Below are 25,657 nucleotides of genomic sequence, written 5' to 3' on the forward strand. Positions count from 1 at the left end.
AGCAGGTTAATTTGGAAGAGAAAGCCTTCATTTTATAATCTTTAATTGGCAAAAAAATAGTGTCTGCAAGTGCTCAATATAATTGGTGTTCATTCTAAGCCATTTGACTTTATTGAGGGATTAGTCTTGAGCATAGTGAAAGGGATGATCATTAGTATGGACACAAGGGAAAAAGTATCAAGTAATAGGAACTATAAATTTAATATAGATAAATTTAATTCTCAGACATGGGAAGACTTTGATTATTTTAGAAAAAAAAAAGTGTTTATATTCGGCATTGGTTACGGTGCTGAATTTTATTTTGAGAATGATGAAAACCATATTGTAGGCATCATTGATAATGATAAAAAAAAACAAGGGCTTCCGATTGATTTGTTTGTCAATAAAAAAGCGTTGAATAAGTGTCAAGAAAAGAAAGTTTTGGATGTATCCGTATTAAATCAGTATCCGGTTGATCATATCGTTATCCTTATAGCTAATTTAAACGCATCCGAACAAATTGCAGAGCAACTTGAAAGCTTAGGAATAAACAATTATTTTTCATTAATAGCCATGGAAACAATAAGAACAAAGTCCTTTATTAGGGCCAAAGATTATATTATTGATAATATTTACAAGAAACAAACTGACAAAATTGAGCCTAATAAGCTTGTGTTTTACAATACAGGGGGCTATTTCGGGCATGGGAAATATATAACTGAGCAGTTGTTAAAGCTGCGAAATGATTTAGACATTGTTTGGATTGTTAGCGATTTGACGCTAAATGTGCCAGAAGGGATCAGACTTGTATATGGGGGAAACAGAAACAAATATATTCCCGAACTGGAAACAGCCAAGATGTGGATATATGATAATTTGGTTCCATTATACTTTCAAAAGCGACCGGAACAAATTTATGTTCAGGTTAAACATTGGTCCAGTGTCACATTGAAAACTTTTGGGTTTGATGTTTCTAACTTTCGCAATGAAGATAGGGATCTCGTAGTCTATAAACATAATTCAGTAATGATTGATTATATAATTACAGGCAGCGAATTTGATACAGATGCTTGCAGAAGCGGCTTTGTCTATAATGGTAAGGTTTTACAAGCCGGCTCGCCGCGTTCTGATATTCTTTTTAATGAGGGCCAATACAGAGAAAAAATATGCAACTATTTCAATTTAGATAATAATAAAAAAATATTGTTATATGCACCGACGTTTCGTTACAAACAAGGTGTATATTATACACCTGAAGCTTACGAAACCAATATTGATTATGGGTTACTGGTGAAAAAGTTGGCTGACAGATTTACTGATGACTGGAGTATTCTGCTAAGATTACATCCGATCGTTTCCGATGCGAGTACATCGATGAAACGACCGGATTACGTTATTGACGCTAGCGATTATCCCGACAGTCAAGAACTTGTTGCCGCTGCAGATGTAATGATTACAGATTATTCAAGCATTATGTTTGAACCTGCTTTTGTAAGGAAACCTGTGTTTCTATATGCACCTGACCGCAAGGAATATATCGACGGTGAACGCAAGTTGTTGATTGACTACGATACTCTGCCATTTCCTATTGCGGAATCAAACGAAGAACTGGCATATAATATTGAAAGTTTTAAACAGGATAAATATGTAAGTAAAGTTGATGAATTTATGGAAAAGTACGGAGTTCATGAAGACGGACATGCAAGCGAGCGTGTGGCAAGATTTATATTGGATTTAATTGATGGTATAAGGAGCAATTAAAATGCCTAAGGTTTCCATAATTATGCCGTCCTTAAACGTGGCAGGTTATATTGAAAAATGTATGGAAAGCGTAATAAAGCAAACGCTGAAAGATATAGAAATTATTGTTGTAGATGCAGGGTCGAATGACGGAACCCTTGAGATTTTGAGGGCACTCGAGTTGCAGGACCATAGAGTTCATATTATACACTCGGATAAAAGAAGCTATGGCTACCAAGTAAACCTGGGAATTTCAAAGGCTTGTGGAGACTTTATTGGAATTGTAGAAACTGATGACTATATAGCATTAAATATGTATGAAACCTTGTACAGTGTGGCTTTGGAATCAAAAGCAGATTATGTTAAGGGAAGTGCAGAAAGGTTTTTTGGAGTGACCGATGGGCTAACATATACCAGAAAAATAGAAGTGTTTTCAAAAAAAGAGTTTGCTCCTGGTCATGGAGCGGTTTCTGTTAATCCAAGCATAACACCGGATCTTATTCTTAGGGATTACTATTTGTGGACTGGTATATATAAAAATGATTTTGTTAAATCAATACGACTGAATGAAACTCCTGGTGCTGCCTATCAGGACATTGGTTTTCTTTTTCAGACCTTTTGCAGAGCGCAAAAAGCAGTTTATATGGATGAAATATTTTATCATTATCGGCAGGATAATCCGAATGCTTCTTTATACAATCCCAATGCGTTTCATTACATTGTTGAAGAGTACCAATATGCAGATAATTTGCTTCAAAACCAAGATGAAATATGGCGAATTTTAAGCTATTGCAAAATGTTTCGTCAAACAAACCAAAGAATCAGGTTAATGGCGGTTTCGGGCAGCGTCTGGGATTTGGCAATTTCGGATCTGCAGATCATTTCCGACAAATTAAAACAAGGAATTAATGGTAATCCTATTGCATCTGAACATTTATTGCTTAAAGAACTGCCAGAATTAGAATTAATGATACATAATCCGATATCTCTATATGATTATTATATAACCGCCGAAACTAAAAAGCGCAGAGAGCTTTCCTGTTTATTAGAAAAAATGTCTGTTGTTAATCAGATTGTTATTTTTGGATGTGGTTTATTTGGGGAATTTGTTTCTGTTTTGCTCGGAATGAACGGAATAGATAAAGTTGAAGCCTGCTGCGATAATAATTCTGATTTGTGGGGTAATGAGTTGCAAGGAAAACCTATAATTTCGCCAGAACAGGCAGTTCGGGACTATCCGCAGACAACATATATTGTTGCTAACAAGGCTCACCGTCAAGAAATAGAAAAACAATTATTAAGCATGGGCATTGCAGATGATCATATTTATGCGTATACCTTAGATGCAGATACTTTATTGTTAAGTAACTTTTATTTGCAAAAATGAATATTACCTAAAATTTTCATGAACGGAGCTGAGTTATGATTAACGATATTCCTCATCCGTTAAATGAAATTGACGCTGATATAGGGGCATACATTAACTCGCGTACTGACAAGAATTTCATCGATGTTATAAGAAAGGACAAGCGTCTGGAGATTGCACGCTATTTAAGCGATATCCCAAACGGTTTGTTTGCATGGTATCCATTTGAAAGCACTTCGAAAGTATTGGTAATCGGCGGATTTTTCGGTGCGTTCTTGACTAGCATATGCAGAAGATGCGAAAACACTGTCATTGTAGAAAAAGACGGCTATCGTGCGCACTTTCTTAAGAAGCGTATGAATAATGTCAAAAATCTCAGTGTTATAAATTCCGATGTGATTCAGTACCGAAAAGAATCCGATCAAGTCTTCGATTATATCATATGGGCAATTGACGAAGGTAATGACAGTTTGAGTGAAAAAGACTATGAAATCAACTTTTCAGCGATGAAAAGCCTGCTTGCACCAAAAGGGAAAATTCTTGCCGTAATTCCAAATCGCATGGGTATCCGTTTTTTATGCGGAGAAAGAGATATCCAATCGGGATTGCCGTTTGAAGGAATAACCGATAATCACTTTAGTACGTATCGATTTAGCCGTAATGAGCTCTTGAATTTTCTTGAAAATATGCAGTTCGACTCCATAAAGCTCTATTATCCGTTTCCCGACTATAGAAATCCTCAACTTATATATACAGATGACAATCCTCCTGCAGAAGATATAACCGAGCGTTTGAAGGTATATCTATCTAAAAACAACGAGAGACTTTTAAGTGAAAAGAACCTCTATAGTATCCTTGCTCAAAATAATGTATTGACTTCTTTTTCGAATTATTTTATTGCCGAGTGCGGAAACGATGTTAAAACCAGTAATATACTGTATTCTGCAATCTCTTCAGAAAGGAGCCGTAGCAGAGCATTTGCCACAGTTATATGCAACGACGGTAAGGTAAGAAAGATGCCTATATATGATGAAGGACTATCCGGCCTTGAAGAATTAAAAAGAAATGCAGAAGAGCAGATTAAAAGAAAAATTCCGTCACTTAAAATATCGATTGATAACGGAATTGCAGTTATGGATAAAATAGAAGCGCCGACATTATCGAACTACCTTAGGAAGCTGGTAGATGATAAAAATACGCAAGCTGTTTTTGATTGCTTAGATATACTTTATAAGCACATAATGAACTCATCGGATTATACTTCTGATAGTTCATTTTCAAGCTTAGCACAAAATGAAAATTGGGGACCTGTATTAAAAAAGGCATATGTTGAAATGATTCCTGTTAACTGCTTTTTTATAGATGGAGAACTTTTGTTTTTTGATCAGGAATATACTATGGATAATTGTCCGGCAGGATATGTTATGTTCCGAGCTGTTCATGATATTTATAATTTTATACCTGATACTGAAAAACTGATTCCGCTTGTAGAAATGCAGGGAAGGTATAAGTTGAAAAGTTTATGGAGTTCCTATTTGAAGATGGAAGATGAATTAACCAAAAAGATAGTAAACCGGGATATCTATACTGGACGTTCAACATGGATGAATGATTCCGAGTATATTCTTAGAAGCAATAGGAGGACAATGAAATTGAGCAGCGACAGTTCAATTAAGCTTTTCGACGCCATTTCGGGACTCAATGACAAAAAGCTGGTCCTTTTCGGCTCCGGAACATATGCGGATTATTTTTTGGATAAATACGGAGAGCAGTACAAAACAGAGTTTATTATAGATAACAACAGGGATCAATGGGGAACAGTGAAATGTGGGATAACTGTAAAATCACCGTCTGAAGTTAGTAGTCTTATTTATGGAACATACCGAATTGTTATAGCAGTTGCAAATTATCAACCGATTGTTGAGCAATTGAATTCTATGGGTATCTATGAGGACAGTTATCGTATTTATCAGAAAGGTATTGATGATTTACTGCCATTAACTGTTGCTGATACAATGTCCGACGGAAAATATAATATAGGTTATGTAACAGGAGCATTTGATTTGTTTCATATTGGTCATCTTAATCTTTTGAAGAGATGCAAGGAGCGCTGTCATTACTTGATTGCAGGAGTACTAACAGATGAAATAATTGAACATGAAAAACATAAAACCCCGTTTATCCCATTTGAAGAGCGTATTGAGATTGTTAAGCAGTGCAAATATATTGATAGAGCCATTTCGGTGGACAAGCACAATACAAATAAAATTGACGCATGGAAAGAATTACGCTACGGCTGCTTGTTTTCGGGTAGTGACCATGACAGCGAGCTTTCTTGGACAAGACTTCAAAGTCAGCTGCGTAGTCTAGGCTCGGAACTTGAGTTTTTCCCATATACACAAAGCACAAGCTCCTCTATGTTGCAAAAAGCGATAAGAAAACAGATTGCAGGCCAAACTCCGTCATGCGGAGATTTCTCATCCTGATAGAAAAACTTGGATGAAAACTATGAGAAGTCTATAAGGGCGGTGTTGCATTAATGAAGTACGATTACTTGATTGTCGGTGCAGGGCCATTTGGTGCAATATTTGCACATGAAGCCATGAAGTGTAATAAAAAATGCTTAGTAATAGATAAGCGTGACCATATCGGAGGAAATATTTACACGGAGCAAGTGGAAGGTATTAATGTGCATAAATACGGCGCGCATATTTTTCACACCAATGATAAAGAAGTATGGGAGTATGTTAATCGTCTTGCGACGTTTAATCGTTATACCAATTCCCCGATAGCGAATTTTAATGGTGAGATATACAATCTGCCTTTTAATATGAATACATTCTACCGGTTGTGGGGAGTTTCCGATCCGGCAGAAGCAGAAAAAATTATAGAATCGCAGCGCTTGAAAGGTGAGGAGCCGCAGAACCTTGAAGAGCAGGCTCTCTCATTGGTCGGACGCGATATTTACGAAAAATTGATCAAAGGCTATACAGAAAAGCAATGGGGGCGTGATTGCAAGGACTTGCCTGCGTTTATTATTAAGCGCCTGCCCGTTCGTTTCACTTGGGATAATAATTATTTTAACGACCAGTATCAAGGAATACCTGTCGGAGGGTATACGCCAATTATTGAAAAGCTGCTTGAAGGCAGCGAGGTTAGACTGAGTACAGACTATTTCGCACAAAGAGAATCCTTTGATGGTATTGCTACAAAAATTGTTTACACAGGAATGCTTGATGAGTTCTATAATTATCAATTCGGGCCGCTTGAGTATCGTACGCTCCGGTTTGACTCGGAAATCCTTGATCAACCGAATTTCCAAGGTAACGCTGTTGTGAATTACACAGATCCGGAAACCCCGTTTACGCGTATTATCGAACATAAACACTTTGAATTTGGCACTCAGCCTAAAACAGTAGTTACGCGTGAGTATTCAAAAGAGTATGAAAATGGAGATGAACCTTATTATCCGGTTAATGATCAAAAGAACAACATGCGTTATTTAAGTTATAAAGAACTTGCCGATAAAGAAGAAAACGTCATTTTCGGCGGCAGGCTGGCTGAATACAAATATTATGATATGTGGCAAATCGTCAGAAACTCGCTGGATGTAACAAGAAAAGAGCTGAAAGAAGCTCAAAGATAATCGTTATAAACTCTAGTTAAGGAGTGGAGTGCTTGAAGCTATCATTAACGGGTCTTGCAGGGATGAAAATACGCGCAGTTGATGGCTGCCAAGAGCTGGGACATCCTGAGATGCTAAGCACCCCTCTTTTTTATTTAGCACAGCCTGGCGATATACTTCGGCTCATGGATTCGGAGTATAAGTTCAACGTTGCAACCTACGCTGCGGAAGTGAAAGATTGTTGGATTTACACCTATGACTATGCCCCGGACGAGAGCTGGACGGTTTACCGACAGGATTTGAGCGGCAACAGTTACAAGCAAGACGATTATATGTTTACAGAGTGCGTTTACTTTCGTGTATGTCTAAGGAAAATGAATGGAACAGCATTTGAAGGTTCCGAGGAACTAAATCGTATTCTTTCTTTTGAAAAAAATGCAGCTTCCCCGCCTGAAATGAAGCCGTGGATCAGAAATGAAGTAGAGCGGGTCGCGAAGCATGTTATGGATGTACGGGAAAAGAATGAACTTTCCTTTGCATTGTTAACCGATACACATTATACAGTAAATGGGACTTGGGATGACACGTCTGCGTCCATCCAACAATTGCATAAAGAAGTAGGCTTTGATGGGATCATTCACCTTGGGGATTTCACGGATGGCATGACAACGCGTGAGGTAAGCCGTTATTATGTAGAGCAGGTTCTTGGAGATTTGAAAAAGTGCAAAATACCTGTATGGGCAACGCTTGGCAATCATGACACAAACTATTTCAGGGATAACCCGGATCTGTTTTCCTTAAAAGAACAGTGTGAGCTTTATTTAGGCAGAGATGAACCGCGATATTCCATTGATTTTGGCGCACACAAACTGCGCTTTATTTTCTTGGATTCCTTTGATCCGGATGAGACAATGCGTTATGGATACAACGCAGCATGCATCCAGTGGCTAGATAAACAACTAGAAAATACGCCTGATGATTGGCGGATTGTGATTTTTTCCCACCTTGCGCCTATTAGCCGTTTACAGTATTGGGCAAAGGAAATACGTGGCGAAATAGAGTTAATGGGGCTGTTGAACAATCATGCCGGGAAAATCCTTGCCTTTATAAATGGTCATAACCATGCGGATTTATTGGACAATGAAGAAGGCTTTCCTATTATATCCATGGTGAATTCAAAGTGTGAAGCATTTACGGAATATAAGCCGGAAGCCTTTATCACCCCTGGCCGAAAACTCGGGGAGCTCTCTCAAGAAGCATTTGACATTATGCTCGTTAACACAGAGAAGAGACAGATACGCTTTGCAAGATTTGGGGCGGGTAAAAATAAGGAAGTTACACACGGAAGGGCAGAGTGGCTTTAATGAAAATATGGGGTCATCGTGGTGCCTATTCTTCCGCGCCTGAAAATACGCTCGTCGGTTTTAAAATGGCAGCCCAAATGGGCGTTGAAGGAGTAGAGCTTGATATTCAGCTTACAAAGGACAACGAGATTGTTGTCATCCACGACGAAACTGTTGACCGAACGAGCAATGGACAGGGTTGGGTGCAGGATTTTACCCTTTCTGAAATAAAAAAGCTCAATTTCAATAAAAGCGGTCGCACTGAGCCGTTCTTTATGGAAGTGCCGACACTGGCAGAAGTATTGGAATTATTGAAACCGACAGGATTGACTATCAATATAGAGTTGAAAACAGGTGTCATCTATTACGATGGGATTGAACATAATGCGTTACAGTTAGTAGAAAAGTACGGTATGTGCGACAGGATTATATGGTCGTCTTTTAATCACTATTCTGTTCAGAAAATAAAGCTGCTTGAGCCGTCAGCCAAAACTGCGCTGCTATGCGGCGGAGAAATACTGGTCACTGGGGAGCAATGCGAAAAGGTTGGCGCTGAAGCGCTGCATCCTAGTGTTCATATGTTGCGTCATCCATCGCTCGTGGAAGATTGCCGGAAACGGGGCATATTGATACGCCCTTGGACGGTAACGAAAGATGATGAGCTGAAACTTGCAAGGGATCTCGGCGTAGACGCGGTGATAGTTAACAGAATTGACTGGGCGAAGGGTGTTTTGGCAGATGGAAATTGAAAGTCAACCAAACAATACGAAAAGGGGCCCGCTTTCTCCGGAGGATCTAAGAGCCGTTCAGCTCATACAGGTTGAAATGCTAGCGGAAGTGGATCGAATTTGCCGTTTAAATCACATAAATTACGCTATGATCGGCGGTACCATGCTTGGCGCTATTCGTCATAAAGGCTACATACCCTGGGACGATGATGCGGATATTGGTCTACTTCGGGAAGAATACGAGAAGTTCCGCAAGGTATGTGAAACGGATTTAGATCATGACCGGTTTTACTTTCAAGATATTAGGGCAACTCATGGTTACCGTTGGGGATATGGGAAAATTAGACGAAAGAATACTTATTTCCTTAGGGAGGGACAGGCACATATGCCTTATGAGTCGGGTGTGTTTATTGACATATTCCCATTCGACAATGTGCCTGACGGGAAGTTGGCCGAGAAAATTCATAATCTCCACTGTACGGTAATTCGGAAAATTCTCTGGTCAGAAGTAGGAAAGAAAACGGATGAAAATCCAATGTTGCGCGGCGTGTTCTCACTGCTTAGCCTAATACCACTTGGAATGGTTTCAAATCATTTGCAGCGTTTTGCTGGAAGAAGTAACCGCAAAAAATATCAGCGCGTAAGAGTTTTAACTTTTCCCGCACGAGATAATGTAAGTGAGGGCAGGCGTGAATGGTATGAAAAAACAATTGATTACAGATTTGGGGATTTGAATTTATTGGGGGCGGAGAGTGCCGATGCATACTTAAAGCACAAGTTTGGTGCTTATCTAACAATTCCTCCGGAAAGTCAAAGAAAATCACATCCAGTTTCTTATTATAAACTTTTGGATTAACAAGGAGTGGGGACGAAGTGGAAAAAGCGATTATATATGGTGCTGGTACTACCGGAAAGTCTGTATTAGAGCAAATTCAAAAAAAAGGTGTAGGTTGTATAGCTTTTATTGACAACGATTCTAACTTGCAGGGTACAACAATAAATGGGATACCAGTTATTGCCCCTAGTGAAGTTGTGACGCTTAATTATGATAAAATTTATATTGGTACAATTATGGATATCGAATTATTAAGCCAGAGACTTATTTCAATGGGTGTAAATGAAAGCAAAATAGATGATAGTCTAGTATCTCTCTCGTACAAAGCCCGTATTGCTTTTCTGAAATCTCAAGCAGAAATACTTAGAGAAAGAGAAATTGCAGGTTCGTGCGCTGAATGTGGAGTTTTAAGCGGTTCTTTTGCCAAAGTCATCAATGAAACGTTCTACGATCAAACTTTATATCTATTTGATACCTTTGAAGGATTTGACCAACGTGATATAGGTATGGAACTGACTAACGGTTTTTCAAACTCACTAGCTGGCACATTCGGTGGGCTCACATCCGCTGATGCTGTAATGAGGTCTATGCCTATTCCAGAAAAGGTAGTCATTAAGAAGGGATATTTTCCAGAAACTACAGCAGGAATTGAAGACACCTTCGTTTTTGTAAATCTGGATTTTGATTTGTATAAACCTACTTTGGCGGGTTTGGATTTTTTCTATCCAAAACTGGCTACTGGCGGGATATTGTTAATTCACGACTATTTCTCGATTCGATTTAAAGGTGCCAAGCAAGCGGTTGACGAGTTTTGTCAAAATAACGCCTTGATGCCAATATCCATTGGTGACTCATCAAGTGTGGTAATCGTTAAAAACACCCAGATTACTACAACTTAGAAGGTAAGACAATAGGTCCTGAGGGGGCCAAGTTAAACGATTCAGTTTGCTGGCTAGGTGTAAATGTCATTTCAATAAAAAATGGTAGAAGATTCGTTGGTCATGCCGCAGTTGAATTTGCCAACCTTATGGGTATTGTGCTAAGAAACTTTCGGATGGAGCATTGGTGTCAATAAGGTAGTTTCCCAGTTTGACCGTATCGAGAAACTATCATAAATGCTGCAAAGACCGGTAAATGCTTTTGGATCGGGTTCCGGAGAGATGTTTTTATGATAAAGAAAACGAGGAGCTATCATTATTGATCAGTACTATTTTTGAGAAAATGCCTCACCTGATATTACTCAGCTATTTATGGACTTGGCTTGTGCGGGAAAACATTGAAGCGCGTGTTTGACGATTGCCACATCGACATGACAGCTGTTATCGATAAAGCTTTTAATATAATAATGAAATTATTGAAGAGACAAAGTTGGCCAGCAACTGTGACGTTTTAATTGTAAGCATCATCATTGAGGGCAAAGAAATCAATAAGACATAGGCAGGAAGTATCCATTCTTATATACACCTTAGGAGAATTAATCCGTGAATAAACTAAATGAGTTACAGGTTGTTGAACTTGAAATTCTAAAAGAATTTACAAGGGTCGCAAAGCGTGAAGGGCTAACCTGGTTCGCCATGTTTGGAACTCTCCTAGGCGCGGTACGTCATAAAGGGTTTATCCCTTGGGATGACGATATTGATATTGCTTTGCCACGTAAGGAATATGAGCGTCTCAGGCTTTCACAGCATTGGTTTGATGAACCCTATTTCCTGCAGACACCGCAAAATGATCCTTCCGCCGCTCCACATTATATAAGGCTGCGGCGAAGTGACACGACGGTCCTCTCGAACTTTCCTAATGGGTATACGCGAGGGGGGCACATGGGTGCCTATATCGACATCCTTCCACTAGACGATATGCCCGGCGGTGATGCCGCAAAACGTGTTCAGGAAACCGCTTTGAAGATGCAAATTCAAATGTACGCTTCGGCTGCCCTTGATGAATGCGAGGGGGCTGAGATCTCTGAAAGTAAAGAGGCATTTTGCTACGGTGCCGGCGGAATATCTGGACAATATAACTTTTTTGCAGAGCGGTATGAACGCTTCTGTTCAAAGTATTCTGACCAGTTATATTACTCCATTCCCGTTGTAATGGGCGAGCATGGCAAAAGAGTTTATGACAAGAAGTGGTTTGCGGAAAGTATTGAAATGGACTTTGAAGATTTGAAAATTCCAGTGCCTGTCGGTTATAAGGAAACGCTAATTGCATCTTATCCTGGCGGATTATACGAGCCGGATGCGAAAGATCGCAAATCAAAGCACTGGGAACATAGTATTGTGGATTTGGGCCGGTCTTACAAAGAGTATGTTCGTGCCTATACAGACATGCTATGCGGTATTGAAAATAAAAAGGTGTATATCTTCGGTGCTGGTGATAGCCTGCGGATCTGGCTGGAACGTTACAGTAATGGATTGAATGTAGTTTGCGCTTTTGATAATCGTAAAGCCGCATGGGGGAGTCTAGCATATGGTGTACCCGTACGATCTCCTTCCGAATTACCTGTGTTAATGGATGAGAATTCACGGCTCATTATTGCAAGTATCCATTATGAAGAAATAGCCAGGCAGCTTGAGGAAATGAATATATTCGATTACTACTTTTTTATTGATGGCTTAAAATATATACGAGATGTGTAAAATGATACTTAAGGAAAATGGAATATAGGACATATCTCAGGAGTGTTCGATATGTTTCACATTAGGCATTCTTAGGTGTAACCTTTGATATTTCAAAATTAGACTTTTTAGGATGGATAAAATGAAACTTTCCCTGATCATGATCGTGAAAAATGAAGAAGCCACCTTAAGACGCTGTCTGGATAGCGTCTTAACTCTTGTAGACGAAATTATTATAGCCGACACAGGCTCTACTGATACTACCAAACAAATAGCATCCGAATTCAAAGCCAAGATATTTGATTACGAGTGGACTAACGACTTTGCCGCTGCCCGCAATTTTGCTTTGGAGCAGGCAACCAGTGAGTGGAGTTTGGTATTGGATGCAGATGAATATGTTTCTAATGACTGTGGAGATCAGATTCGTGACTTTATTGCTCGTTCTCCTGCTGCTATAGGCCAAGTCAAAAGAATAGATAAATTCATGTCGAAAGATGGAGTGAGCTTTGAGCAAAGCTATATCTCACGCCTTTTTCCATCGAGTTGCCGATATTCTGGAAGAATTCATGAACAGGTAGTGTCTGACCTGCCTAGAGCAAGAGTGGATGTGGAAATTCAGCATGATGGGTATTTTGAAAATAAGAAGTCAGACAGAAATATTCCAATACTTTTACAAGTAATTGAAGAGAACCCGCTTGATCCTTATTACTATTATCAAATCGCTAAAGAGTATCGCGGAATGGAAGAACACGGTAAAGCGTTCGCCTCATTAAAGCTTGCATACAGCAAAATCACTCATAAAGAAGGCTATGCTCCGAGTCTTATAGTGAACTATTTATATGCAATTATATCTTCCGGCAACTTAGGTGAAGGCTTAGCCGTAGTAGAAGCGGAGCAGGACTTTCTCAGCGGTTCGGCTGACTTTTACTTTGTCTCTGCTCTTTTTCTTCTTGAGCTCATTTTGAGTGATCCTGATCAATATAGTGATCTAGTTACTTATATTGAACGTTTCTACTTAAGGGCGATTGAAATCGGTGAAACTGATCAAGAGGGCAGTGTCATAGGAACCGGAAGTTTTGCTGCTCATCATAACCTAGGGGTGTATTACGAAGCAATAGGTGATGTAGGTAAGGCAAAAGAGCAATATACGCTGGCTGTAGATTACAATTATGCACCATCTATTGAGAGATTATCTCTTTTGTAAATTGCTTTCTCTCCGATGTTTCATCCCTAAGCATTTTGGTTAAAGAGTCTTAATTGACAATACAATTTAGCTAAAATCCGCGTCAATTGTAGAATTTTGAAGAATAAAAGTTTATTTTTTATGGGTGGTAAAATATAGAAAGTAAACATTTTCTTTTCCAATTGACAACTGAGAAGTAGCGGTGGTATAGTCGATTTGTGAGCAAGACTCACGTTCATCTGATGACGAAGGGAATGTTTAGTCAATGGAAGGTAAAGTAAAATGGTTTAACGCAGAAAAAGGTTATGGTTTCATCGAAACTGCCGATGGTGGCGACGTATTCGTACACTTCTCCGCGATTCAAACTGACGGTTTCAAGACATTGGACGAAGGCCAATCCGTAGAGTTCGATATCGTTGAAGGCGCACGCGGACCACAAGCAGCTAACGTCATCAAATTATAATCATCCGGCGAAGCCGACCTACATATATGGTAGATGGTTAGCAATTGAGACAACGCTAGCGTTAGACCTTGGGGATACTCCCCGGGGTCTTTTTTATAATATAAGACTTCATCTGCGTTGCGTAATAAAGTATCCTTCTATTTCACGCTGAAACAGTACCGTCCTTATTAAGGACGGTACTGTTGTTTCTGCTTGCGTCTATTTCACAAATGACGCGCAACATAAGGCGGGAAAGACACATCATTTGACACTTTGTAAAGTTTTATTTCAAGAATCCGTTAATTGCCTCCAAAATATGGGTAATGAGAGACGTTGGGCTTTTTGTTGCCTAGATAGCACCCCATTATTAGCTTAGGCGTATGCTTCCGAAAAGAACCTAGATAAGAAGACATGCAGTGAAGCCTATGCCCATCAAACACTCAGGAGGATGAACAAAAGAATGAAGAAAACATGGCGTGGCCTTATGGCCGGATTACTTGGTATTTCGATGTTGCTCGGATCATTAGGCAGTGTGTCAGCTGCGGCTACCCCCAAAGACATTCAAGGTCACTGGGCGCAGAAGCAATTGCAGAGCTGGCTGGATAAAGGATACCTGGGCGGTTATCCTGACGGAACGGTGAAGCCGAACAAGGCTATTACCCGTGGCGAGTATGTTGCACTGATCAATCGCCTGTTCGGGTTCACCGAAACGGCTTCCATTAGCTTCACGGATGTCAAAAGCACAAATTGGGTTTACAGCGAAGTAGCCAAAGCCGTAAAGGCCGGTTACATCGGCGGGTATGAGAATAATACCTTCCGTGCCAATAATCCGCTTACCCGGCAGGAAGCGGCTGTCATTGCAGCCAAAGTCCTGAAGCTGAGTACAAGCTCTACTACACTTAAGTTCAAGGACAGTGCCCAAGTGGCAGCCTGGGCCAAAGGTGCGGTGGTAGCAGCAGCAGACAAGAAGATTATTAATGGTTATCCGGACGGAACCTTCGGACCGAAGAAATCACTTACACGGGCCGAAGCGGTCGGAATCATCAGTAACTCTGTTGTCTATAAACCGTCAGGCACTGGTGGAGTGACACCTACACCGGCTCCTACGGCAACGCCTGCTCCTACAGCAACACCTGTGCCAAGCACCAGCCCAACAGCAACCCCGGTCACCGGTGGTAGTGGTGGCGGCACTGGCGGTGGTGGTGGCGGCAACGTTACCTTGCCTTCTGTAAGCAATGTGACCTATGGTCATGTGGGTTCGGTTACTGCAGATGTATATGTTACGCCTTCGGTAACAGGGGCAGTATACTATGTAGTTGCTCCTTACAGCATCAATGTAACAGCACCAACTGTAGCGCAAGTGAAAAACGGATTGACTAGTGCAGGAACAGCAGGCGTTCATTCCGGCACAATCGCAACAACAGCTAATACAACCGTTGTGTTCTCTGTATATGGTCTGAGTGCAGGTACTGAATATACCGTATATGTCGCTCTGGCTGATAATTCAGGCAATTGGTCTGGCGTAACACCGCTTCGATTGAAAACAGCAGCAAGCAGCACCACCTCACTCACACAGGTGGGAGTGGAAAGCATAGGAACTGTAACTGCCGCTGTGTATGCCAAATATGGGCAGACAGAGGGTCTCCCTGCACCCCTGAAATATGTTGTGGTCAAGGCAACGGAAGCTGATCCTACAGCACAACAAATTTCTGAAGGAAAGGATAGTGCTGGCGTTGTCTTAACGGGAACTTTTACGGGTCCGAATTCTACAGTATCTCCAGGTGCCAAGCATACCTTTGCGCTGAGCGGACTGACTTCCAACACAGCCTACAAAATCTTTTTCATCACTGGTTCTAATGGTAACTTCTCCCCAGTAGAGATTTTGCGCATCCAGACCAAATAAGTAAGACAAATAAATCAGACGCTACTGTCTGCAATATGCAATATGTCAGCAATCATTCATAATCTAGACTTCAAAGTGAGATAATACTGTAGCTGTAATGGTCCGGCCAGGGCGTGTTCATGCGCTAGCCGGACCTGTTTATTGTTTAGGGCAAGACTATGACATCTTTTGTTAGCTAAATGTAAAGGCTGTCATGATTTGTTTTTTACTTAGCCCTGACAATTTGCTATAATGAAAAGGTAAACAAAGGAGGAGTGCCCATGCAATTCAGCATTCGAGGTCAACAAATTGAAGTGACCGACGCTTTGAGAGACTATGTTGATAAGAAGCTCAGCAGACTTGAGAAGTATTTCGATGCACCCCCTACCTCAGAAGGATATGTGACGCTTGGCGTCGTTCGCGGCCTTCATACGGTGGAAGTTACAATCCCTCTGGCAGGTGTGACGCTTCGTGCGGAAGACCGCAGCGATGATATGTATGCATCCATCGATGCCGTAGTGGACAAGCTGGAACGTCAGATCCGCAAGCACAAGACCAAACTTAACCGCAAGTTCCGCCAGGAAGGCAGCTTGAAGACCTTGTTCGTAGAAGGTTCGGCCAGCGCCGTAGCTGTTGAGGATCAGGAACAGGATTATGATGATCTTGAGGTTGTGCGGAATAAACGATTCACCTTGAAGCCTATGGATGTGGAAGAAGCGATTCTGCAAATGAACATGATTGGACATACCTTCTTCGTGTTCTCCAACATCGACACTTCTGAAGTTAGCGTTGTTTACAAACGCGATGACGGCAAGTATGGTTTGATCGAACAGAACTAACCTGCTAACCGGAAATTGCTGGTATAAGGAAGGGCTTCCGTTTCAGCCTGACGTAGACAATTAGACGAGCCCCTATTCGCTTGAAGCGAATAGGGCTCTTGTGCGTATATACAGAAGGTAGAGTCAAGAATACCTGCATTTGTTCCTATGAAAAGGCATTATGCAGAATAAGGTTGCGGCAGCTTGTATTGCGGCTTCTCTTACAAACTGTTACAATTTATGAAGCAGCGGAATCGAAATCATATATGGCCCTTTCAATTTGTTGAGGATGGGCTCGGTTCCACCATCTGTGTTGCATGAAAGGGGTTAACCATGCTAGGACTTGTTAAAAAAATATTTGGCGACGTTAATGAACGTGATGTCAAACGTCTCATGAAGACGGTCGAAGTAATTAATGGTTTGGAGCCGGATTTCGTATCGCTTACGGATGAAGAGCTGCAGGCTAAGACAGTAGAGTTCCGTGCCCGTCTTGAGAAGGGTGAAACCTTGGAAGAGATTCTTCCCGAGGCATTTGCAACCGTACGCGAAGCTTCCAAACGGACGCTGGGCATGCGGCATTTTGACGTTCAGTTAGTTGGGGGTATGGCGCTGCATGAAGGCCGGATCTCCGAAATGAAGACCGGGGAAGGCAAGACGCTGGTAGGTACACTGCCGGTATATCTGAATGCACTCTTGGGCAAAGGCGTGCATGTCGTAACCGTAAATGATTATCTGGCTCAGCGCGACAGCGCACAAATGGGGCAAATCTATAACTTTCTGGGCATGACGGTTGGGGTCAACCTCAACGGCATGGACCATAATGATAAACAAGCAGCATATGCCTGCGATATTACGTATGGCACGAATAATGAGTTTGGTTTTGACTATCTGCGTGACAACATGGTGCTCTATAAGGAACAGATGGTACAGCGTCCGCTATATTTCTGTATTATTGACGAAGTCGATTCCATCCTCATCGATGAAGCCCGTACACCTCTGATCATTTCCGGACAAGCTGAGAAATCGACAGAGCTGTATTATGCGGCAGACCGTTTCGTGAAGAAGCTGACTGCTGAAGAAGACTATACTGTTGATATTAAAGTGAAGTCTGTTGCCTTAACCGAGAAGGGCGTTGCTGTAGCTGAGCGTGCTTTTGGCATAGAGAATCTGTATGATCACAGTCACGTTACGCTGAACCATCATATCGTACAAGCGCTGAAGGCGAATGCAATTATGCGCCGCGATGTAGACTATGTGGTTAACGAAGACGAGGTTATGATCGTCGATGAGTTCACGGGACGTCTGATGCAGGGCCGCCGTTACAGTGACGGGCTGCATCAGGCTATCGAAGCTAAGGAAGAGATTGAAGTCCAGAATGAGAGCATGACGCTGGCTACAATCACCTTCCAGAACTACTTCCGTATGTACCGCAAGCTCGGTGGAATGACCGGTACTGCGAAGACGGAAGAAGAGGAATTCAAGAAGATATATGGTCTGGAAGTCCTCCAGGTACCTACCAACAAACCTAATCAGCGTGTCGATATGCCTGACGTGGTCTACAAAAGCGAGAATGGCAAGTTCAACGCTGTAGTCGCTGAAATTGTGGAACGCCACAAAAAGAATCAGCCTGTGCTTGTAGGTACGGTATCGATTGAGAACTCCGAACGCGTATCTGAAATGCTGAAGCGCAAAGGTGTCAGACACCAGGTGCTGAACGCGAAGCATCATGCTGCAGAAGCTGAAATCATCTCTTTTGCTGGTCAGCCGGGAACCGTAACGATTGCTACGAATATGGCTGGACGCGGTACGGATATCGTACTGGGCGAAGGCGTGACCGATCTTGGCGGTCTGCATATTATTGGTACAGAACGTCATGAATCACGCCGTATCGATAATCAGCTGCGCGGACGTGCCGGACGCCAGGGTGACCCGGGTTCCACGCAGTTCTACCTGTCTCTTGGGGATGAACTGATGAAACGTTTCGGCGCGGATAACGTGCTGAACATGATGGACCGTCTTGGATTCGAAGAAGATCAGCCGATTGAGAGCCGTATGATTACCAAAGCTGTTGAATCTGCCCAGAAACGGGTGGAAGGCAATAACTTCGATATCCGTAAAGTCGTATTGCAATATGATGACGTGATGAATCAGCAGCGTGAGATTATCTACAAACAGCGCCGCGAAATTCTCGAGTCTGACAATATCAAAGACATTGTAGTGGAAATGATCAAACCGGTCGTTGACCGTATTGTTAATGCCCACTGCAGTGACGATATCCCGGAAAACTGGGAGCTGCAGGAAGTCGCGGATTATGTGAACAGCAAATTGCTGGAGGAAGACTCCCTGACCCGCGATGATCTATGGGGCAAAGAAGTAGAAGAAATCATCGAATTCATCTTTGGCCGTGTACTGGAGAAATATGCAGCACGTGAAGAACGTCTCGGCGCTGAGCTGGTGCGTGAATTCGAGAAGGTTATTGTACTTCGTTCCGTAGACAGCAAATGGATGGATCATATCGACGCCATGGATCAGCTTCGTCAAGGGATTCACCTCCGTGCTTACGGCGGTACCGATCCGCTTCGCGAATATCAGTTCGAAGGCTTCGAAATGTTCAATGCCATGACGGCGAACATTCAGGAAGAAGTGGCGACCTACATTATGAAGGCGCACATCGAGGCGAATCAGGAGCGTCAGTCGGTAGTGGAAGAAGATAAGATCTCCACGAACGCTGAGCCTGCTGAGAAACGTCCGGTGCATGTGGAATCTACAGTCGGCCGTAATGATCCATGCCCTTGCGGCAGCGGCAAGAAATACAAGAACTGTCACGGTCAGGCGTAAGAGAGAAGAAATTCACTTGTCTGATTCTGGTGAAATAGCGAGCAGGCATTAAATCTGTGAGCACGTTTCACCGTAATGCACTTCGAGTTTTGTTCACTGTCACTTAGGTTATAATGACAATAAAAGCGGCTGGGCCCGGGGGACTCCCCGTTTGCGGCCCGGCCGCTTTTTTGGATGGTTGAGTGAATGGGGCGATTGCTTCAAGCGAAGCGAACGGAATGGCTCTGTAGAACTGTAATTGAGGTGGAAGTGGCGGAGGGGAAGTTTGGAACTGTAGGAGCGTCAGCGTCCGCCTTTAGGATTGAATTTCTACTGCGATGAGCAGTTTGAATGAGGAAATTCAATCCTAACAGCGGCCGGAAGTCCAAACATTCCCCGCAGTTACGGCGTACACCGATAGGCATTTCTTAAGAGCAATGATGCAGCGGCAGAAGCTGCATCTCCCCCTGTCCGCAAAACCTCCAAACCCAGCGGCCGGCGCAATATTTTATTTTGAAAGGTGATGTGATCCAAGTGATCGATCCTAATGTGAAGCAGGACCTGCGTGAAATAGGCAAGAAACTAACCAATCTTAGGGGGTCACTTTGACTTAGACCTTAAGCTGGAGATTATAGCGAACTTTGAAGAAAAGATGGCAGCGCCCGGGTTCTGGGATGAGCCGGAGAAGGCGCAAAGCGTTATTGGCGAGATGAACGCCGTGAAGTCGGTGGTCGATCAATACGATAAGCTGCAGCAGGATTATGACGATGCATCGATGATGGCGGAGCTGGCGGATGAAGAAGGCGATGACGCGCTTGCGTCTGAGATTGCCGGAACGATCCGCAGTGTAAGCAGCAGGGTAGATGAGTTCGAGCTGCAACTGCTGCTCAATCAGCCGTACGATAAGCTGAACGCGATTCTGGAGCTGCATCCAGGTGCAGGCGGAACAGAATCCCAGGACTGGGGCCAGATGCTGCTGCGCATGTATACACGCTGGGCGGAGAAGCGGGGCTTCAAGGTAGACGTGCTTGATTATTTGCCGGGTGATGAAGCAGGCATCAAGAGTGTAACACTGCTGATTAAAGGCTACAATGTATATGGATACCTGAAGGCAGAGAAAGGTGTACACCGTCTGGTGCGCATTTCGCCTTTTGACTCCTCGGGCAGACGGCATACCTCCTTCGTATCCTGCGATGTGGTACCGGAGATTGCGGACGATGTGGAAGTAGATATCCGTACAGAGGATCTGAAGATCGATACGTACCGGGCCAGCGGCGCGGGTGGTCAGCATATCAATACTACGGACTCGGCGGTGCGGATTACCCACTTGCCAACCGGAGTCGTGGTAACGTGCCAGAATGAACGTTCACAGATCAAGAACCGGGAACAGGCGATGAAGATGCTGCGTTCCAAGCTCTATGAGCGCAAAATCCAGGAGCAGCAGGCGCATCTCGATGAGATCCGCGGCGAACAATCGGAGATTGCCTGGGGCAGCCAGATTCGTTCCTATGTGTTCCACCCCTACAGCATGGTGAAGGATCACCGTACTTCTGTAGAAACGGGCAACGTCGGAGCGGTGATGGACGGCGACCTGGATGGTTTCATTGACGGCTATCTGCGCAGTCAGATCAAGACGGAAACTGAATAAGGGCATGGATATTCCTACGCGTCTTCGGAGGTGTAGGGATTTTTTTCTGAAAAGAATAACAAGGACAGTAAGATCACATCTAAGGAGCAGGGCATCCATGCAAAAAATCAATTCACGCAACAAACCTCCGCTCATCCCGCTAAACGGGCCGCTGCGTCATACAGTGGATATTGCGCTCATTCTGATCGGCTCGCTGATTACAGGGCTGGCGTTCAATCTGTTCTTTCTCCCGAACCAGATTGCTTCCGGCGGGGTATCGGGGTTGTCGGTGCTTGCCGAGGCCTGGTTTGGGGCGGAGCCGGCTTTTACCCAGTGGGCGCTCAATATTCCGCTCTTTATTCTCGGGGTCATATTCCTTGGTAAACAGTACGGCATCCGCTCTCTGCTGGGGAGCTTTGTGCTGCCGCTGTTTATCTTCTTGACCAAGGATGGTCCGGTACCGACTACGAATCCGCTGCTTGCCTCTATATATGGAGGAATTGGTGTGGGTCTGGGGCTTGGCCTGGTCTTCCGTGGACGCGGATCAACGGGCGGACTGACCATACTCGCGCAGATTATTCAAAAGCTTACCGGCTTCAGCTTCTCGCTGTCCGTCGTGCTGCTGGATGGTACGGTGATTACGCTGGCTGCTTTTGTGCTGGGCATGGAACAGGCAATGTATGCACTGATCGGGCTGTTCGTGACGGGCAAGGTAATCAACGCGCTGGAGGTAGGCTTCAGCACCACGAAGGTAGCGTATATCATCTCCGATCAGACGGAGGATATCTCGCAGGCGATTCTGAATGATCTGGACCGCGGGCTGACCAAGCTGAATGCGCAAGGCGGCTACACCGGAGACAATCGTACTGTACTGATGGCCGTGGTAGGCCAGAATGAAATTACGAGGCTCAAGGCGATCGTCCGCTCGGTAGATCCGAGTGCATTTGTAATTATTACGGAAGCCCATGAAGTGCTGGGCGAAGGTTTCAAAAGAGAAGCGTAGACTCCCTTTAGGGGAGCTCTGCGCTTTTCTTTTGATAAAAGGCATGGCTGTTTCCAGTGGGAACATCGGAATAAAGTTAACGTTACATGTTGTATTTATATTAATTCGGTCGTATAATAATACATATTTGCAGAACGGTTATTCACAGGTAATAATGATATAAAGCAGAAACGGGAAGCGGGGATGACAGTGACAGGTAAGCTGAGAGCGGCGATTGTCGGATCAACGGGATATGGGGGCGTGGAGCTGATCAGGCTGCTGCAGAGCCACCCTGATATAGAGATTACTTCAGTAATATCTTCTTCGAGCGCCGGTGCACCGATTGAGGAAGGCTTCCCTCATTTAACAGGGATTGTGCAGCGTAATCTGGATGGTGTGGATGCGGCAGAGATTGCCGGCAGGGCGGATGTCGTATTCACAGCTACTCCTTCGGGTGTGAGCGCGAAGCTGGTGCCTCAGCTGCTCGAAGCCGGACTCAAGGTCGTCGACCTGTCCGGGGATTTCCGGCTGAAGGATGGCGCGGAGTATGAGCAGTGGTATAAGCATCCCGCTCCTCCGGAAGCTTATCTGCAGCAGGCGGTATACGGGTTATGCGAGGTATACGGCGAGCGTGCGGCCGGTGTGGATTTCATCTCTAATCCCGGCTGTTATCCCACAGCTACGCTGCTGGGACTGGTTCCGGCGCTTGAGGCAGGCTGGATCAAACCGGACAGTATCATTATTGATGCGAAATCCGGGGTGTCCGGGGCGGGACGGGGAACGAGCCTGATGGTTCATTTTGCCGAGATCAATGAGAACTTCAAAGCCTACAAGATCAACAAACATCAGCACATCCCGGAAATTGAGCAGGTGCTTACGGATATCGCCGGGGAAAAAGTAACGGTAACGTTCACTACGCATCTTGTGCCGATGACCCGGGGAATTATGAGCACGATGTATGCCGGGCTGACCGGAGAACACAGCGAGCAGGAGCTCGTGGAATTATACCGTAAGTATTATGCAGGCAGACCGTATGTGCGGGTGCGTGAGCCCGGAGTGGTTCCGGCGACGAAGGAAGTCAGCGGATCGAACTATTGCGACATCGGCTTCGCCACAGACGCACGTACAGGACGGGTCACCATTGTGTCGGTCATCGACAATATCGTTAAAGGCGCTGCAGGACAGGCGATTCAGAACCTGAATTTGATGATGGGATGGGAGGAAACCCGCGGTCTTGGTTACACACCAGTGTATCCATAATGTGCAGCGGTCAAACTATAACATGAGCGAGAACAAACTATATACCGTCGTGGAAGGCGGAAGTATTACTACACCTAAGGGCTTCACTTCAGGAGGGCTGCATTGCGGTCTCAAAAAAACCGAACGTAACGACCTCGGAGCTATTCTCTGCGAGGTTCCGGCGACGGCTGCTGCGGTTTTTACCACGAATGTGTTTCAGGCGGCTCCGCTGAAGGTAACGCGGGAGAGTCTGGCGAACGGGACACTGCAGGCGGTAATCGTGAACAGCGGAAATGCCAATGCTTGCACAGGTGATCAGGGTGAAGCGGATGCGTATGAGATGCGCGCTGCAGCTGCCCGTTATTTGGGCGTGAACGAGCTGGATGTTGCGGTAGCCTCGACCGGGGTAATCGGGGAGCTGCTGAAGATGGACTGTGTGCGCAGCGGCATCGCCGGACTGCCGGAGAAGCTGGATGGCGGTGCTGCGGGTGCAGAGGAGTTCAGCCAAGCGATTCTTACAACGGATCTGGTCAAAAAAGAAAGCTGCGTCAAGCTGACGGTCGGCGGTACAGAGGTATCGATTGCGGGTGCGGCCAAGGGTTCAGGTATGATTCATCCTAATATGGCGACGATGCTGGGCTTCATGACCACGGATGCAGTCATTGATGCTGAGGATCTGCTTAGTTTGCTGCGCAGTGCAACCAACTCTACTTTTAATATGATTACAGTAGATGGAGATACTAGCACAAATGATATGCTGGTCACTATGGCGAGCGGCCTGGCGGGAAATGAGAAGCTGACGCGTCTGCATCCGGATTGGGAGGCTTTTGCCGCAGCGTTCACGCATGTGTGCCGCAGTCTGGCGATGGCGATTGCCCGTGACGGGGAAGGTGCGACGAAGCTGATCGAAGTGCAGGTGAATGGTGCAGTGCATGATGAAGGTGCTGCTGCGATTGCCAAGACTGTAGTCGGATCAAGCCTGGTGAAGTCAGCGATCTTCGGGGCGGATGCCAACTGGGGACGGATTATCGCTGCTGTAGGCCGTGCGGGAGTTCCGGTATCGCCGGAACAGGTAGACATTAAGCTGGGAGATATAGAGGTGCTGCGGGCGTCGCGTCCGGTGGCTTTTGACGAAGAGAAGGCTCTCTATTATCTGCAAAAAAGTGATACCGTACTGATCACGGTAACCTTGTCAGACGGAAGCGGAAGTGCTACAGCCTGGGGCTGCGACCTCACTTACGACTATGTGCGCATTAATGCGGCGTACCGCACCTGATCTGCGCTGGTTGGCGGCGGGTATAAGTTTCTATATAAGCGGAATACAAGAAACCAACAAAAAGCGATAAGGATCGGAGGGGGATTTTGGAACTGTAGGAGCGTTAGCGACCGCATTTGTCACCGGATTTCCACCGCCAATAGTGGTATCAATCAATCAAGAAATCTGGGGACAACAGCGGCCGGAAATCCAAATATTCACCGTAGTGACGACTGAGCTTAAAGTTAGTATCTTAAGTTCAGCTTATATAGGGAGGTAACTGAGAGATGACGTTTGAACCTATAGAGAAGCAGCTGGGCAGTGGCCTGTTCGTGATGAAATGCGGCGGGAGTACGCTGGCTGCGCTGCCGGATTCGTTCTTTGAGGATTTGCGGGAGCTGCAGCGAAGCGGGGTTCAGCCTGTCATTGTTCATGGCGGCGGTCCGGCGATCTCGGGGAATCTGGAGAAGCTTGGGATTGAGAGCAGCTTCGTGAACGGCCTGCGGGTGACGACGGAAGAAGTGCTCGATGTGGTAGAGATGACGCTGGCTGGAAGCATTAATAAGGCGATTGTCCGCCGGATTCAAGCCACCGGCGGGCAGGCGCTCGGATTATCCGGAGTTGACGGCAACCTGATTATGGCGCGTCCGGTTGCGAACAGCGATGTATTGGGTATGGTGGGAGAAGTAACCGAGGTCAGAGCGGAGATTGTGACGGGTATCCTCGCGATGGGTTACATCCCTGTAATCGCCCCTATTGGTGTGGATGGCGGCGGTCAGCGTTACAACATTAATGCGGATACAGCTGCCGGAGCGGTGGCATCTTTTGTGGAATCGCCTACTATGATCGTGGTTACGGATGTGCCGGGAATTATGCGTGTGCTGGACGGAGAGAAGGTTGTGCTCCCGTCTGTTACGGTGGCGCAGATTGAGGAACTGATTGCGGATGGTGAAATCTACGGCGGAATGATTCCCAAAGTACGCGCAGCCATGGACTGCATCCAGGGCAAGGTATCTGAGGTTGTCATTGTCGACGGCAAAGAGCCGAATGTGCTCAGCCGGGTGCTGCAGGGCGAAGAGCTGGGGACGCGGATTGTCCGATAATTATGCAGTTAGCAGCTTAGCTGCCGGAGTGGTATAGAGAGTGCAAGGTTGATCTGATTGGCATCTGGCAGATGGGTA

The 25,657-nt window shown here is 44.6% G+C and carries 19 protein-coding genes; all 19 read left to right on the forward strand.

Annotation, left to right across the window (positions count from 1 at the left end; all coding sequences use genetic code 11):
• The first annotated feature begins 156 nt into the window (after positions 1-156).
• The 19 genes from NSQ73_RS00460 (at position 157) to argB (ending at position 25,579) form a co-directional block, all read left to right on the forward strand.
• A complete protein-coding gene (locus tag NSQ73_RS00460) occupies positions 157-1,740 on the forward strand; it encodes a CDP-glycerol glycerophosphotransferase family protein (protein ID WP_340985073.1) in 1,584 nt (527 codons plus the stop codon).
• A gap of 1 nt (position 1,741) precedes the next feature.
• Complete coding sequence (locus tag NSQ73_RS00465; protein ID WP_340985074.1) at positions 1,742-3,106, forward strand: glycosyltransferase family 2 protein; 1,365 nt, start codon at positions 1,742-1,744, stop codon at positions 3,104-3,106.
• A 35-nt stretch (positions 3,107-3,141) separates the two neighbouring features.
• Complete coding sequence (locus tag NSQ73_RS00470) at positions 3,142-5,571, forward strand: adenylyltransferase/cytidyltransferase family protein (RefSeq protein WP_340985075.1); 2,430 nt, start codon at positions 3,142-3,144, stop codon at positions 5,569-5,571.
• A gap of 53 nt (positions 5,572-5,624) precedes the next feature.
• Positions 5,625-6,731 carry a UDP-galactopyranose mutase gene (glf, locus tag NSQ73_RS00475; protein WP_340985076.1) on the forward strand — a complete coding sequence of 369 codons (1,107 nt, stop codon included), beginning with the start codon at positions 5,625-5,627 and terminating at the stop codon, positions 6,729-6,731.
• A 32-nt stretch (positions 6,732-6,763) separates the two neighbouring features.
• Positions 6,764-8,074: a metallophosphoesterase family protein gene (locus NSQ73_RS00480; protein WP_340985077.1), complete on the forward strand. Its 1,311-nt coding sequence runs from the start codon at positions 6,764-6,766 to the stop codon at positions 8,072-8,074.
• Positions 8,074-8,802 carry a glycerophosphodiester phosphodiesterase gene (locus tag NSQ73_RS00485; RefSeq protein ID WP_340985078.1) on the forward strand — a complete coding sequence of 243 codons (729 nt, stop codon included), beginning with the start codon at positions 8,074-8,076 and terminating at the stop codon, positions 8,800-8,802. The genes NSQ73_RS00480 and NSQ73_RS00485 overlap by 1 nt, the downstream gene beginning before the upstream one ends.
• Positions 8,792-9,637 (forward strand): LicD family protein, encoded by an 846-nt coding sequence (locus tag NSQ73_RS00490; protein ID WP_340985079.1) that lies wholly within the window; start codon positions 8,792-8,794, stop codon positions 9,635-9,637. Before NSQ73_RS00485 ends, NSQ73_RS00490 begins: the two co-directional genes overlap by 11 nt.
• A gap of 17 nt (positions 9,638-9,654) precedes the next feature.
• Positions 9,655-10,515, forward strand: a complete 861-nt coding sequence (locus tag NSQ73_RS00495) for a TylF/MycF/NovP-related O-methyltransferase (RefSeq protein WP_340985080.1) — start codon at positions 9,655-9,657, stop codon at positions 10,513-10,515.
• A gap of 582 nt (positions 10,516-11,097) precedes the next feature.
• The gene (locus NSQ73_RS00500; protein ID WP_340985081.1) at positions 11,098-12,252 is read left to right on the forward strand and encodes a LicD family protein; all 1,155 of its coding nucleotides are present in this window, start codon (positions 11,098-11,100) and stop codon (positions 12,250-12,252) included.
• A 121-nt stretch (positions 12,253-12,373) separates the two neighbouring features.
• Complete coding sequence (locus NSQ73_RS00505) at positions 12,374-13,435, forward strand: glycosyltransferase family 2 protein (RefSeq protein WP_340985082.1); 1,062 nt, start codon at positions 12,374-12,376, stop codon at positions 13,433-13,435.
• Between the two features lie 244 nt (positions 13,436-13,679).
• Positions 13,680-13,877 carry a cold shock domain-containing protein gene (locus tag NSQ73_RS00510; protein ID WP_019915069.1) on the forward strand — a complete coding sequence of 66 codons (198 nt, stop codon included), beginning with the start codon at positions 13,680-13,682 and terminating at the stop codon, positions 13,875-13,877.
• A gap of 439 nt (positions 13,878-14,316) precedes the next feature.
• On the forward strand, positions 14,317-15,759 hold the full coding sequence (locus NSQ73_RS00515) for an S-layer homology domain-containing protein (protein WP_340985083.1): 1,443 nt from the start codon (positions 14,317-14,319) through the stop codon (positions 15,757-15,759).
• Between the two features lie 260 nt (positions 15,760-16,019).
• On the forward strand, positions 16,020-16,577 hold the full coding sequence (gene hpf / locus NSQ73_RS00520) for a ribosome hibernation-promoting factor, HPF/YfiA family (protein ID WP_042140221.1): 558 nt from the start codon (positions 16,020-16,022) through the stop codon (positions 16,575-16,577).
• A gap of 312 nt (positions 16,578-16,889) precedes the next feature.
• Positions 16,890-19,394, forward strand: coding sequence for a preprotein translocase subunit SecA (gene secA / locus NSQ73_RS00525; RefSeq protein ID WP_076246415.1), 2,505 nt, complete (start codon positions 16,890-16,892; stop codon positions 19,392-19,394).
• A 513-nt stretch (positions 19,395-19,907) separates the two neighbouring features.
• Positions 19,908-21,021 (forward strand): peptide chain release factor 2 gene (prfB, locus tag NSQ73_RS00530; RefSeq protein WP_340985084.1). Its coding sequence is split into 2 segments (ribosomal slippage): positions 19,908-19,979 and positions 19,981-21,021, totalling 1,113 coding nucleotides; the frame shifts between segments, so codons are not numbered across the junction.
• A 97-nt stretch (positions 21,022-21,118) separates the two neighbouring features.
• Positions 21,119-22,003: a YitT family protein gene (locus tag NSQ73_RS00535; protein WP_042140219.1), complete on the forward strand. Its 885-nt coding sequence runs from the start codon at positions 21,119-21,121 to the stop codon at positions 22,001-22,003.
• 183 nt (positions 22,004-22,186) lie between these two features.
• Positions 22,187-23,242, forward strand: a complete 1,056-nt coding sequence (gene argC / locus NSQ73_RS00540; protein ID WP_042140218.1) for an N-acetyl-gamma-glutamyl-phosphate reductase — start codon at positions 22,187-22,189, stop codon at positions 23,240-23,242.
• A gap of 22 nt (positions 23,243-23,264) precedes the next feature.
• Positions 23,265-24,497 (forward strand): bifunctional ornithine acetyltransferase/N-acetylglutamate synthase, encoded by a 1,233-nt coding sequence (argJ, locus tag NSQ73_RS00545; protein ID WP_340985085.1) that lies wholly within the window; start codon positions 23,265-23,267, stop codon positions 24,495-24,497.
• A gap of 266 nt (positions 24,498-24,763) precedes the next feature.
• A complete protein-coding gene (gene argB, locus NSQ73_RS00550; RefSeq protein ID WP_340985086.1) occupies positions 24,764-25,579 on the forward strand; it encodes an acetylglutamate kinase in 816 nt (271 codons plus the stop codon).
• Positions 25,580-25,657: the final 78 nt, after the last annotated feature.

It is taken from the genome of Paenibacillus sp. FSL R10-2736 (genome assembly GCF_038000245.1).
Taxonomy (GTDB): Bacteria; Bacillota; Bacilli; order Paenibacillales; family Paenibacillaceae; genus Paenibacillus_AQ; species Paenibacillus_AQ phytohabitans.